Raw genomic sequence first — 13,009 nt, forward strand, 5'->3', positions numbered from 1 at the left:
CCGGCACCCTGGCCGCGCAGCACGCGGCGGCGACGGCGTACCGTGAAGTGCGCTCGACCACCCCCTGAGCGCACCGCACGATCCCGCACGAGAAGGACCCTCGCCATGCGCGCCACCACCATCCACGCCCCGTACGACATGCGTGTGGAGGACGTCCCCGAGCCCGTGGTGCAGCTGCCCACCGACGCCGTGGTGCGGGTGCTGCGCGCCTGTATCTGCGGCAGCGACCTGTGGGCGTACCGCGGTGAGGCGGCCCGGCAGCCGGGCCAGCGCATCGGGCACGAGTTCCTCGGGATCGTCGAGGAGACCGGCTCCGAGGTGGGTACGGTCAAGCGCGGTGACCTGGTGGTCGCGCCGTTCATGTGGTCCGACGGCGTCTGCGACTACTGCCGCGAGGGCCTGACGACGTCCTGCGAGCACGGCGGCTTCTGGGGCTCCGTCGGCCACGACGGCGGTCAGGGCGAGGCGGTGCGCGTGCCCTTCGCCGACGGCACCCTCGTCCAGCTGCCCAAGGACGCGGCCTCCGACGACCACCTGCTGTCCGCCCTGCTGACCCTCTCCGACGTCCTCGGCACCGGCCACCACGCGGCCCTCGGCGCGGGCGCCCGTCCCGGCGCCACGGTCGCCGTCGTCGGTGACGGCGCGGTCGGCCTGTGCGCCGTGCTGGCCGCCAAGCGGCTCGGCGCCGAGCGGATCATCGCGCTGGGCCGGCACGAGGTCCGTACCGACATCGCGCGCCGTTTCGGCGCCACCGACGTCGTCGCCGAGCGCGGGGACGCGGCCGTCGAGGCCGTCCGGGAACTCACCCGCGGTCAGGGTGCGCACGCCGTCGTGGAGGCGGTCGGCACCGAGCAGTCCATGCGCACGGCCGTCAACATCACCCGCGACGGCGGCGCGATCGGCTTCGTGGGCGTGCCGCACGGCAGCGGCACCGGCCTCGACCTCGGCGTCATGTTCGACCGGAACATCGCCCTGCGCGGCGGGGTCGCGCCGGTGCGCGCCTACATCCCGGACCTGCTCCCCGACGTCCTCGACGGCACGATCGACCCCTCCCCGGTGTTCGACATGACCGTCGGTATCGAGGGCGTCCCCGACGGCTACAAGGCCATGGACGAGCGCACCGCCCTCAAGGTGCTCGTCACCAACGACCAGTAACCGGCCACGGCCGGCTGGCTCCAGCGGATCGGCAGCGGCAGCGCCGTGAGCAGGCCCGAGACCGCGACGACCGCGCCCAGCGCGATCACCTCGGCCCGCGCGGGCGCGTACGCGGTCAGCGGGTCTCCGGCGCGGCGCAGCCGGATCCGCGCCCACAGGGCGAGCAGCGCGACGGCGGCGACCAGGACGGCCTTGGCCAGCAGGGTGCGTCCGTACGCCGTCGTCGTCAGCTGGTCCGGAATCGTGGCCGACGGCATCCGGCGCAGCGAGCTGCACACGCCCGTCGCCGTGACGGCCGCGAGCAGCACGGCCGCCACGCGCGCGTAGCGGCCGAGCAGCGCGGCCCCGGCCGGGTCGCCGCGCCACAGCCTGAGCAGCCGCAGGACATGCAGCAGACCCCCGGCCCACAGCGCCGCGCACGTCAGATGCACCAGCGTCAGACCCGAGCCGGCCAGCCGGCTCTGCTCGGTCTCGGGATGGGCACGCAGCGCCTCCGCGACCACCACGGCGGCCAGTGGCCACACCTGGGCCGCCGGGCGCCGAGAGACCGCCGCTGCCAGGAGGAAGGCGTTGACCTCCAGCAGCGCCAGTTCGCCGTCGCGGGAGCCGTACAGGCCGCCGACGTCGATCTGGCCGAGGCGGTGCGGGATCAGATTGCCGGCGGCCACCACCGAGGCGAGCGCCAGCGCGGCGACGAAACCGGCGGCCGTGGCGAACGGCGCCCAGCTGAGCGGCCGTTCGGGCGGGACGCCGGGCAGGCCCCGGGCAAGCCGGTGCACGAACAGCTCACCCAGGGGGACGCCGAGCGCGGCGCACAGCACCGCGCGCATTAGCCCGATGCCGCCGGTCCCCGGCGCGGCGGCCTCCCCGGTGCCGTGCAGCGCCGCCGACGGCCCGAGCAGCGGGATCAGGGTGCCCAGTGCCACCAGGACCAGCAGGGCGGCGGCCCGGCCGGTGCCGGACCGGCGGGCGCGGCCGGCTTCGTCGCCCACCTCGGCGGACGGTCGTATCAAGCGCACTCGGTGAGCTTCGCCAGTCGCCGCAGAACCGGGCAAGTCCCGGAAAACAACTGGCAGTACGGCATTCCGCGCATCCGTACGTTTCCGGCCGCCCGCGTACTCACCGCCAGCGGACGGTGTCCGAGCCCCAGGGCACCGGGGGCCGTGCCCAGTCGGCGGGGCCGCCCCTGAAGGACACCGGCGGCAACGTGTGCCGCAGCCGGCCGAGCGGGCTGCCGGTCTCCGTCAGCCAGGCCTTCGGCCCCTCGTACGGCGCACCCGTGGCCGTGGTCGGCCGGATCCCGTCCGTCAGCCAGAGCGCGGTCCGGGCCAGGGCCACCCGCACCCATCGGCCGCCGCCGTCGTACGACTGCTCGGTCAGCGCCCGAAGAACGGCCGCCGCCAGCAGGTAGCCGGTGCCGTGGTCCAGCGCCTGTGCGGGCAGCGCACCGGGCTCCGCGGCCGAACCCTCGGTCGCCGCGATACCGGTCGCCACCTGTACCAGGCTGTCGAAGCCGCGTCGCCCGCCCCAGGGGCCGTACGCTCCCCACGCCGAGACCTGCGCGACGACCAGCCCGGGCCGGCGCGCGAACAGCGCCTCCGGGGAGAGCCCGAACCGGTCGAGTGCGCCCGGCCGGTAGCCGGTGACGACGACGTCGGCCGAGGCCAGCAGCTCCTCGAAGGTGTCCCGGTCGGCGCCCAGGTCGAGCGTGGCGGACCGCTTCCCGAAACCCGTGTCGGCGTGCTGGTCGGGGAGTTCGGGCAGCCAGGGGGCGTCCAGGCGGAGCACGTCCGCACCCAGCAGGGCGAGGGTGCGGGTGGCGACCGGACCGGCGAGGACCCGGGTGAGGTCCAGTACGCGCAGGCCGGCGGCGGGCAGCAGGGGGGCGGCGGCCGGGTCCAGGGGAGTGAGCACGCGCGCGGGCGCCGTGGTGGGCCGCTCGCGCTCGACCAGCGGCCGTGCGGCCACCTCGGCGGCCTGCTCGTGCGCCTGCCACTCCTCCGGGGTGCGCAGGGCCACGGCGAGGCCGCCGGCGCCGTACACCGCCTTCTCGACCTCCGGCGCGGAGCGTTCGGCGAGCCGGGCGGCCACCGCCTCCACCGAGGCGTCCGCGGACAGGCCGAGCGCGTCGAGCAACCGGGCCCGGTGGTGGGGGTAGTTGGCGTGGGTGCGCACCCAGCCGTCGGCCGTCCGCCAGAACCGGGACAGCGGCGCGAAGACGACCGGCGCCCGCCCGTCGACCAGCAGATGCCGTTCGCTGTGGAAGGCGGCCGCGACGGCGCCGTCGTCGACCCGGACGCCGGGCAGCTCGCTGAGGCCGGCCCGGCGGGCCGCCAGCTCCGCGGCGGCCAGCGCACAGGCGCCTACGCTGCCGCGGGCGAGTTCCCGTACGGGAAGGCGCGCCCGGAGCGCGCCCTCCCGCGGCACGGTGGTGAGCCGTGCGAGATGGGCGGGATCGCCGCCCAGAGCGGACCACGCGAAGTTGATTCCAGTCATGACTGCACTATGCAGTATTGACTGAATCAATATGCACGGTAGGCCGGTCTACCCGGTCACTGCGGCCAGTGCGTCCGCCGTACCGAAGCCGTAGAAGCCGTTGTAGTTCCTCGGGCCCTCGCACACGGCGTCGACCTTGCCGTCGCCGTTGATGTCGTACGGGTCCGTGCACGGCGTGGCGTCGGCCTCCGCGTACAGCAGCGCCTTGACCAGGGAGGCCGGAGCGTGCGGATGGGTTGACTTGATCAATGCGGCAACGCCCGCGACATGCGGCGCCGCCATCGACGTCCCGGCCATGTATCCCCACTTGCCGCCCGGCAGCGGGCCGAGGATCTGCCCGCTGGTCGCCGGGGGCGCCGGCTTCTGGTAGGCGGTCGAGTCGCCGCCCGGCGCAGCGATGTCGATCACGCCGAGGCCGTAGTTGGAGAAGGAGGACTTCAGTCCCTTCGCGCCCGTCGCCGCGACCGTCACGACGCCCGGCAGCTGGGTCGGTATGTCGTAGCACGTGTGCGGGTCGACCACCCGGTCCGACGGGGTGCCGTCGTTCGGGGAGGACGGGTCGGTGATCGAGTCGGACGCGAGGTCGTAGTTCTCGTTGCCGGCCGCCGCCACATTGACCGTGCCCTTCCGCTCCGCATACCGCGTGGCCCGGGTGATCGCGTCGACCAGCGCCTTCTGGTCCGGGTCGCCGGTGCAGTTGAAGTACCACGGGTCGGTGTAATAGCTGTTGTTGGTCACGTCGACGTGGTGCTCGGCCGCCCACACGAAACCGCACACCACGGCCTCGGTGTAGAAGTACCCCTTCGGGTTGCCGACCTTGATCCCGGCCACCTCGACCCCGGGTGCCACACCCGTGATGCCGACGCCGTTCTTCGCGCCCGCGATCTCACCCGCCACGTGCGTGCCGTGCGGGCTCTCCGACGCGCTCGGCCGCCAGGCCCCGTCCGTCGTGTCGGGCTTGCCGGACACACAGTTGACGGAGGCCGAACGGTCGAAGTTGGGCGCGATGTCCGGGTGGGTGTCGTCCACGCCGGTGTCGATGACCGCGACCGTCACGTCCGGGCTGCCCAGGGTCTTCTCGTGCGCCTTGTCCGCCCTGATGGCCGGCAGGTCCCACTGCAGCGGCTCCAGCGGGTCCTGGCCGTCGGCGGCCCTGGCGCCGGCCACCTGCCCTGCGCTCAGCACCTTCGGCGTGCCCATGTCGGTCGTGGACTGTGCGGGCAGCGGCGCGTTGCGCGTGGCACCGGCCGAGTCAACCCCGCGCACCGTACGGATCTGCCGGGCGAAGCCGGGGTTGGCGGAGTGGACGACGATCACACCGATCCGGTCGTACGCGATCACCACCGAGCCGCCGGCCTCGGCGATCGCCTTCTGCACATGCGCCGGGACGCCGTGTCCCGGCCGGACGTTGACGACATAGCTGAGCAGGGGCCCGTCGGCGGTGGCCGCCGGGCTGTGGTCCGCCGCGGACGCGGTGACGTCGGGCAGGAACGCCAGGGCCGTGGCGAGGGCCATCCCGGCCGGGATCGCGAGGGCGCGGCGGTAGCGCTGCTTGGGCGCTGTCATGGGTCAGTTCTCTCCAGTTCGTTCGCGGTACGAGCGTGCCGTGCGGGAAGTCCGGGAGGAAGCGGCTGCTTCGCTTTGCTACTTGACCGCGCGCAGCGCGTCGACGACGCCGAAGCCGTAGAAGCCGTTGACCCGCTTGCCGCCGACGCAGGTCGCGTCCACGACCCCGTCCCCGTCCCCGTCGTAGGGCCCGCTCGGGCAGCCCGGGTTGTCCGCCTCCGCCTTCAGCAGGGCCTGCAGCTGGGCCGGAGTGGCGTACGGATGCGCCGACTTCAGCAGCGCGGCGACCGCGGCCACGTGCGGCGACGCCATCGAGGTGCCCTGGAGGAAGCCGTACTTGTCGTTCGGCAGCGTGGACAGGATGCGTCCGTTCTTCGACGGCGTGTCCGGGATCTGGTACTTGTCGCCGCCCGGCCCCGCCACGTCGATCACGCCCTGGCCGTAGCTGGAGTAGTACGACTTGGCGCCCTTCACACCCACCGCGCTCACGGTCACCACGCCGGGCAGCTGGGTCGGCACGTCGAAGCACTCGTGCGGGTCGACCGTGCGGGTCGTGGCGGTCGAGTCGTCGGGGCTGGACTCGTCCGTGAGGGCGTTTGCGTCCAGGTCGTCGTTGGAGTTGCCCGCGGCCGCCACGTTGAGCGTGCCCTTGCGCTGTGCATACGACTGCGCCCTGTTGACCGCGTCAACGATGGCACGTTGATCGGGATCATCCATGCAGTTGTACAGCCATGGATCAACGTAGTAGCTGTTGTTGGTGATCTGGATGCCGTGGTCCGCGGCGAACACGAAGGCGCAGACCACGCTCTCCGGATAGAACAGCGAGGTCGCGTCCGGCTGGGACACCGTGATGCTCGCGACCTTCACGCCCGGCGCCACGCCCGCCACGCCGATGCCGTTGCGGGCCGCGGCTATCTCGCCGGCCACATGGGTGCCGTGATAGTGATCGGCGTCCGCCGGACGCCAGGCGCCGTAGGTCGTGTCCGCCTTGCCGCTCACACAGTTCGCCGACTGCGAGGCGGAGAAGTTCGGGGCTATGTCCGGGTGGGTGTCGTCCACGCCGGTGTCGATGACACCGACGGTCACGTTCCTGCTGCCAGGGTTGATCCGCGCGGCCTCGTCGGCGCCGATCGCCCGCAGATCCCACTGGTCCGCCTCCAGCGGCTCCTCACCCGCCGTCGCACGCGCGGCGAGCTTCGCAGCCTGCGCCTTCGACAGGACCTGCACCGCGCCCTCGTCGGTCGTCCCCGCGGCGCTCAGCGGCGCCGTACGCGTGGCGCCCGCCGAGTCGACCCCGCGCACCGCGCGCATCCGTGCCCCGAAGTCGGGTTTCGCCGAGTGCACGACGATCACGCCGATCCCGTCGTAACGGGCCACGACGGTGCCGCCGTTGCGGGTGATCTCGCGCTGCACCGACTCGATCGTGCGGTGATCCGTACGGGTGTTGACCACGTACGCGAGATTCGGTCCGTCGTCCGCCGCCCGCGCCGCCGGGGCCGCGACCGGTGCCGCCGAGGCCGTCGACGGCAGGAAACCGAGCGAGGCGGTCAGCGACAGCACGACCGGCACGGCGAGTGCGAGACGGCGTCTGGAGCGCAGATGAGCCATGGGATCTCCACATCATCCGGATACAGAACCGCCCGAGACACAGATCGGTGCTCGGGCAGGTACATGACGGGTGTTGCAGGCAGAAGCTATCCCCCCGCCTCACCCCTCAGCAATGACTTGGCAATGACTCACCAAGAGCGCTTGCGAAAGAACTCATAGGACTTGAACCGGTCCTCGCGTGGCGCCGTGGACCTCGGGCAGGGAGCGCGAGCACCATCGAGCCCCCGTCCACTCACAGCATCCGCAACGCGAGGAGACTCCGTGGCCACCGAGACACCGCCCCCCGCGACACCGGGGGCGCCGCTTCCCTCCACCGAGGAGTTCGTCGATGTGCAGCAGAGCGCGGAGTTCGGGGAACTGCGCCGCGCCCACCGCTCCTTCGCCTTCCCGCTGACCATCGCCTTCACCGCCTGGTACCTGCTGTACGTCCTGCTGTCCAACTACGCGGGCGGCTTCATGGGCACCAAGGTGGCCGGCAACATCAACGTTGCCCTCGTCCTGGGCCTGGCCCAGTTCCTCACCACCTTCCTCATCGCCTGGTGGTACGCCCGGCACGCCGCCGCCGAGCTCGATCCCAAGGCGGAGGCCATCAAGTCCCGGATGGAGGGCGGCGCATGAGCCCCGCGCAGCACACCCTGCTGGCCGCCGGTGAGGCGAGCGAGCACCGGACGCTGATCATCACCCTGTTCGCGGTGTTCGTCGCCGCGACCCTCGTCATCACCGTCTGGGCCGGCCGCCAGACCAAGGACGCCGCCGACTTCTACGCGGGCGGACGCCAGTTCACCGGCTTCCAGAACGGCCTCGCCGTCTCCGGCGACTACATGTCCGCCGCGTCCTTCCTCGGCATCGCGGGCGCCATCGCCCTGTTCGGCTACGACGGCTTCCTGTACTCCATCGGCTTCCTCGTCGCCTGGCTCGTCGCCCTGCTGCTGGTCGCCGAGCCACTGCGCAACTCCGGCCGCTACACCATGGGCGACGTACTGGCCTACCGCATGCGCCAGCGCCCCGTCCGCACGGCCGCCGGCACCTCCACCATCGTTGTGTCGATCTTCTATCTGCTCGCCCAGATGGCGGGCGCAGGCGTCCTCGTCTCGCTGCTGCTGGGCATCACCAGCGATGGCGGCAAGATCGGCATCGTCGCCCTGGTCGGCGTCCTGATGATCGTGTACGTCACCATCGGCGGCATGAAGGGCACCACCTGGGTCCAGATGGTCAAGGCGGTGCTCCTGATCGCCGGCGCCCTGCTGCTGACCTTCCTGGTCCTGCTGAAGTTCCACTTCAACATCTCCGATCTGCTCGGCAGGGCCGCCGACAACAGCGGCAAGGGCGCGGCCTTCCTGGAGCCGGGCCTGAAGTACGGCGCCACCGGCACGACCAAACTGGACTTCATCTCGCTCGGCCTCGCCCTGGTACTCGGCACCGCGGGCCTGCCGCACATCCTGATCCGCTTCTACACCGTGCCGACGGCGAAGGCCGCCCGTAAGTCCGTCATCTGGGCGATCGGCCTGATCGGCGCCTTCTACCTGATGACCCTCGCCCTCGGCTTCGGCGCGGCGGCTCTGATCAAGCCGGACGAGATCATCGCCTCCAACAAGGCGGGCAACACGGCCGCTCCCCTGCTGGCGCTGCACCTGGGCGGCACCGACTCCAACTGGGGCGCGATCCTGCTCGCCACCATCTCCGCCGTCGCCTTCGCCACGATCCTCGCGGTCGTCGCGGGCCTGACCCTGGCCTCGTCGTCCTCCTTCGCGCACGACATCTACGCCAACGTCATCAGGAAGGGGCAGGCCACCGAGAAGCAGGAGCTCGGCGCGGCCCGCTGGGCGACCGTCGGCATCGGCGCGGTCTCCATCGTCCTCGGCGCCCTCGCCCGCGACCTGAACGTGGCCGGCCTGGTCGCCCTTGCCTTCGCGGTCGCCGCCTCCGCCAACCTGCCGACCATCCTCTACAGCCTGTTCTGGAAGCGGTTCACCACCTCCGGAGCCCTGTGGTCGATCTACGGCGGCCTGTTCACCGCGGTCGGCCTGGTGCTGTTCTCGCCGGTGGTCTCCGGCAAGCCGGCCTCGATGTTCCCCGGCGTCGACTTCCACTGGTTCCCGCTGGAGAACCCCGGCATCATCTCCATCCCCGTCGGATTCCTGCTCGGCGCCGTGGGCACCCTGCTGTCGAAGGAGACCCCGGACGCCGGCAAGTACGCCGAACTGGAGGTGCGGTCCCTGACCGGCACCGGAGCGCACTGACGCCGGTGCACTGAGGTTCGTACGACGGCCGCGTCGTGAAGGGGCTGTAGGGTCCTACGACGCGGCCCCGTCGTACCTCGTCGGATCGGGTCGCTGTCGTTGTCAGCGGTGTCACGTAGGCTCGCAAGTGACGGAAGACAATGACTCCGGGATTCGAGGGAGGGGGCCCACGTGCTCATCGACACCTACGGCCGAGTGGCCACCGACCTGAGGGTCTCGCTGACCGACCGCTGCAATCTGCGCTGCACGTACTGCATGCCCGAGGAGGGCCTGCAGTGGCTGGCCAAGCCCGACCTGCTCACGGACGACGAGATCGTCCGCCTCATCGACATCGCCGTGCGGCTCCTCGGCATCGAGGAGGTCCGCTTCACCGGCGGCGAGCCGCTGCTGCGCCCGGGCCTCGTCGGCATCGTCGAGCGGGTCGCGGCCCTCGCCCCGCGCCCCCAGATGTCCCTCACCACCAACGGCATCGGCCTCAGGCGCACCGCCACCGCCCTGAAGGCCGCCGGCCTCGACCGGGTCAACGTCTCCCTGGACACCCTCCGCCCGGACGTCTTCAAGACCCTGACCCGCCGCGACCGCCACAAGGACGTCCTCGAAGGGCTCCAGGCCGCCCGCGAGGCCGGCCTCACCCCGGTCAAGGTCAACACGGTCCTGATGCCGGGCCTGAACGAGGACGAGGCCCCCGACCTGCTGGCCTGGGCCGTGGAGCAGGACTACGAACTCCGGTTCATCGAGCAGATGCCCCTGGACGCCCAGCACGGCTGGAAGCGGGACAGCATGGTCACCGCCGGGGACATCCTCGCCTCCCTGCGCACCCGCTTCGACCTCACCCCCGAGGGCGCCGGCACACGCGGCTCGGCCCCGGCGGAGCGCTGGCTCGTGAACGGCGGCCCGCACCGGGTCGGCGTCATCGCCTCGGTCACCCGCCCGTTCTGCGCGGCCTGCGACCGCACCCGCCTCACGGCCGACGGCCAGATACGCACCTGCCTGTTCGCGACCGAGGAGACCGACCTCCGCGCGGCCCTGCGCTCCGGCGCCCCGGACGAGGAGATCGCCCGCATCTGGAAACTGGCGATGTGGGGCAAGAAGGCGGGAGCGGGCCTGGACGACCCGTCGTTCGTCCAGCCGGACCGACCGATGTCGGCGATCGGCGGCTAGGCGCCTTCGGTTCCAGGAGCCTTTCCGGCTTCAGGCCCCCTCGGGCTTCAGGCCCCCTCGGGCTCCTGCCAGTCCGCGAACCTGACCACGTCCTTCAAGAAGCCCCGCACCCCGAGGAACTGCGACAGATGCTCGCGGTGCTCCTCGCAGGCGAGCCACGTCTTGCGCCGCTCCGGCGTATGGATCTTCGGGTTGTTCCACGCCAGCACCCACACCGCATCGGCGCGGCAGCCCTTGGCGGAGCAGACCGGGGTCTCGTCACTCACAGGTTCGTCTCGGGTTCGTCTCGCAGAAGGGGCGCAAACAAGGCGACGCCGAGCAGCCACGGGGGGAGCTGCCCGGCGTCGGTCCGTCGCTCCGACGGGGGATGCGGAGCGCGTACGCAGTATGTCACGGCTACCCCGCCGACCGGCACTGGAACTGCACGATTGATCTGAGCTTTTCTTGAGCTTGACGGGCGGCGCCGTTCCGCTTCCGCAGCTTCCGGCCGTGTCCGCCATGGTCACACGGGGTCGGGATGCTCACCGCGCGCCCCCGCCGGACGAGCCGCCGAATCCTGCGGAACGGACTGCTCCTGCGTCTCCTCCGCCTGCGGCGGCGTGATCATCGGCCGCATCGGCGTGGTGATGAACGTCGACGGGAGGGACGGCGGCCGCTCCCGGCCCGCGTTCGCGATCACCACGGCGACATAGGGGAGAAGCGCACCGAGCACGAGCGCCACGAACGCGACGTACCGCTCGACGTTCCACAGCGAGACAGCGAGAATCACCGACGCCGTGCGGATCGTCATCGAGATCACGTACCGCCGCTGCCGGCTCCGTACGTCCTCGGCGAGTCCCGTCCGGGCCCCGGTGATCCGGAACACCTGGACGCTGCCGCCGCCGTGCTGTTTCCGCATCACAATCCACCATCCGCACGCATCGGACCCTGCCCGATCTCCCACGTTACGCCGTGGTCACGCCGCCTACGAGACCGGGTGGCCCACTGCCTGCGATGACGTCCCGGCCGGGCGCGCCCGGGGGAGTCCGACATGCGCCGCACGGTCCACCGGCCCACACTGGCCGTAATGCTCACGTCGAGCCGTACGAGGAGGCAGCCATGGGCTGGTTGTGGGCGATCATCGTGGGATTCGTGCTGGGCATCATCGCCAAGGCGGTCATCCCGGGAAAGCAGCACAGTCCGCTGTGGCTGACCACCATCTGCGGCATGCTGGGCGCCATCGTGGGCAACGCGGTCGCCCGCGCCGTCGGCGTAGCGGCGACCCCCGGCATCGACTGGAGCCGGCACATCTTCCAGCTGGTCGCCGCGATCATCATCGTCGCGGCGGTGGACGCCCTCTACATGGCGACTGTGGGAAAGAAGCACGAGCGGGTCGGAGCGTGACGACACGCTGAGGGCAAGCGCCCCGAAAGGGGCGCGGGGCTGAATCGACATGCGGCTCCGCCGCGGGGGGCGCGAGAACCCCGACGAAAGCCGCACCTCGCGGAGCACCCACGCCCCTGTGGCGCTACCCGGCAACGACCTCCACAGCCGCCAGGTTCTTCTTGCCGCGCCGCAGCACCAGCCACCGCCCGTCCAGCAGGTCCTCCTTGCCCGGAACGGCGTCCTCCGAGGCGACCTTGACGTTGTTCACGTAGGCCCCGCCCTCCTTCACCGTCCGCCGCGCAGCGGACTTGCTGGCCACGAGACCGACCTCGGCGAACAGGTCGACCACCGGACCCAGCTCGGCGACCTGGACGTGCGGCACCTCCGACAGCGCCGCCGCCAGCGTCCGGCTGTCCAGCTCCGCCAGCTCTCCCTGCCCGAACAGGGCACGGGACGCGGCGACCACCGCGGCCGTCTGGTCGGCCCCGTGCACCAGCGTCGTCAGCTCCTCGGCGAGCGCACGCTGCGCCGCTCGGGCCTGCGGACGCTCCTCGGTCTGCCGTTCGAGCTCCTCCAGCTCCTCGCGGGACTTGAAGGACAGGATCCGCATGTACTTCGAGATGTCCCGGTCGTCCACGTTCAGCCAGAACTGGTAGAACGCGTACGGCGTGGTCATCTCCGGGTCGAGCCAGACGGCGCCGCTCTCGGTCTTGCCGAACTTGGTGCCGTCCGCCTTGGTCATCAGCGGGGTGGCCAGGGCGTGCGCCTCGGCGCCCGGCTCCAGCCGGTGGATCAGGTCGAGACCCGCCGTGAGGTTGCCCCACTGGTCGCTGCCGCCCTGCTGGAGCGTGCAGCCGTACCGCCGGTACAGCTGCAGGAAGTCCATGCCCTGCAGGATCTGGTAGCTGAACTCCGTGTAGCTGATGCCCTGGTCCGACTCCAGACGGCGGGCCACGGAGTCCTTCGTCAGCATCTTGTTGACCCGGAAGTGCTTGCCGATGTCCCGCAGGAACTCGATCGCGGAGAGGTTCGCGGTCCAGTCGAGGTTGTTGACCATGACGGCCGCGTTCTCGCCCTCGAAGGACAGGAACGGCTCGATCTGGGCGCGCAGCTTGCCGACCCAACCGGCCACCGTCTCCGGGTCGTTCAGCGTGCGCTCCGCCGTCGGGCGCGGGTCGCCGATCAGGCCCGTCGCGCCGCCCACCAGCGCCAGCGGCCGGTGCCCGGCCTGCTGCAGCCGGCGCACGGTGAGCACCTGCACCAGGTGCCCCACGTGCAGTGACGGCGCTGTCGGGTCGAAACCGCAATAGAACGTGACGGGACCGTCCGCGAGCGCCTTGCGCAAAGCGTCCTCGTCAGTGGACAGGGCGAACAGCCCGCGCCACTTCAGCTCGTCGACGATGTCCGTCACGGTTCTC

12 protein-coding genes are annotated in these 13,009 nt (G+C 71.5%); 5 read left to right on the plus strand and 7 right to left on the minus strand.

Translation table 11 applies throughout. The features are described 5' to 3' along the window. Window positions 1-105 precede the first annotated feature (105 nt). Window positions 106-1,155, plus strand: coding sequence for a zinc-dependent alcohol dehydrogenase family protein (locus tag ACIGXP_RS21485; protein WP_399770433.1), 1,050 nt, complete (start codon window positions 106-108; stop codon window positions 1,153-1,155). Here ACIGXP_RS21485 and ACIGXP_RS21490 read toward each other — a convergent pair. The 4 genes from ACIGXP_RS21490 to ACIGXP_RS21505 form a co-directional block, all read right to left on the minus strand. Next, window positions 1,098-2,174: a CopD family protein gene (locus ACIGXP_RS21490; protein ID WP_399770436.1), complete on the minus strand. Its 1,077-nt coding sequence runs from the start codon at window positions 2,172-2,174 to the stop codon at window positions 1,098-1,100. The genes ACIGXP_RS21485 and ACIGXP_RS21490 overlap by 58 nt on opposite strands. 100 nt (window positions 2,175-2,274) lie before the next feature. Next, a complete protein-coding gene (locus ACIGXP_RS21495; protein WP_399770438.1) occupies window positions 2,275-3,651 on the minus strand; it encodes a CoA transferase in 1,377 nt (458 codons plus the stop codon). A 48-nt stretch (window positions 3,652-3,699) separates the two neighbouring features. Further along, window positions 3,700-5,217, minus strand: coding sequence for a S8 family peptidase (locus ACIGXP_RS21500; RefSeq protein ID WP_399770441.1), 1,518 nt, complete (start codon window positions 5,215-5,217; stop codon window positions 3,700-3,702). Between the two features lie 78 nt (window positions 5,218-5,295). Then, complete coding sequence (locus ACIGXP_RS21505) at window positions 5,296-6,825, minus strand: S8 family peptidase (RefSeq protein ID WP_399770444.1); 1,530 nt, start codon at window positions 6,823-6,825, stop codon at window positions 5,296-5,298. Window positions 6,826-7,086: 261 nt separating this feature from the next. Between ACIGXP_RS21505 and ACIGXP_RS21510 the strand changes: the two genes are divergently transcribed. The 3 genes from ACIGXP_RS21510 (at window position 7,087) to moaA (ending at window position 10,226) form a co-directional block, all read left to right on the plus strand. Continuing rightward, a complete protein-coding gene (locus ACIGXP_RS21510) occupies window positions 7,087-7,443 on the plus strand; it encodes a DUF485 domain-containing protein (RefSeq protein WP_399770446.1) in 357 nt (118 codons plus the stop codon). Then, complete coding sequence (locus ACIGXP_RS21515) at window positions 7,440-9,065, plus strand: cation acetate symporter (protein ID WP_363218797.1); 1,626 nt, start codon at window positions 7,440-7,442, stop codon at window positions 9,063-9,065. Before ACIGXP_RS21510 ends, ACIGXP_RS21515 begins: the two co-directional genes overlap by 4 nt. A gap of 171 nt (window positions 9,066-9,236) precedes the next feature. Continuing rightward, on the plus strand, window positions 9,237-10,226 hold the full coding sequence (gene moaA, locus ACIGXP_RS21520; RefSeq protein ID WP_399770448.1) for a GTP 3',8-cyclase MoaA: 990 nt from the start codon (window positions 9,237-9,239) through the stop codon (window positions 10,224-10,226). Between the two features lie 47 nt (window positions 10,227-10,273). Here the strand turns inward: moaA and ACIGXP_RS21525 are convergent, their stop codons facing one another. Both ACIGXP_RS21525 and ACIGXP_RS21530 read right to left on the minus strand, forming a co-directional pair. Then, complete coding sequence (locus tag ACIGXP_RS21525; RefSeq protein ID WP_363218799.1) at window positions 10,274-10,492, minus strand: hypothetical protein; 219 nt, start codon at window positions 10,490-10,492, stop codon at window positions 10,274-10,276. Window positions 10,493-10,728: 236 nt separating this feature from the next. After that, window positions 10,729-11,124: a DUF3099 domain-containing protein gene (locus ACIGXP_RS21530; RefSeq protein WP_399770451.1), complete on the minus strand. Its 396-nt coding sequence runs from the start codon at window positions 11,122-11,124 to the stop codon at window positions 10,729-10,731. A gap of 200 nt (window positions 11,125-11,324) precedes the next feature. Here ACIGXP_RS21530 and ACIGXP_RS21535 point away from each other — a divergent pair, with 200 nt between their 5' ends. Next, entirely contained in the window at window positions 11,325-11,609 is a 285-nt protein-coding gene (locus tag ACIGXP_RS21535) for a GlsB/YeaQ/YmgE family stress response membrane protein (RefSeq protein ID WP_399770454.1), read from the plus strand. A gap of 124 nt (window positions 11,610-11,733) precedes the next feature. Here the strand turns inward: ACIGXP_RS21535 and tyrS are convergent, their stop codons facing one another. Next, window positions 11,734-13,002, minus strand: coding sequence for a tyrosine--tRNA ligase (gene tyrS / locus ACIGXP_RS21540; RefSeq protein ID WP_363218802.1), 1,269 nt, complete (start codon window positions 13,000-13,002; stop codon window positions 11,734-11,736). Between the last annotated feature and the right edge of the window lie 7 nt (window positions 13,003-13,009).

Source organism: Streptomyces sp. NPDC053069 (genome assembly GCF_044546895.1).
GTDB lineage: Bacteria > Actinomycetota > Actinomycetes > Streptomycetales > Streptomycetaceae > Streptomyces.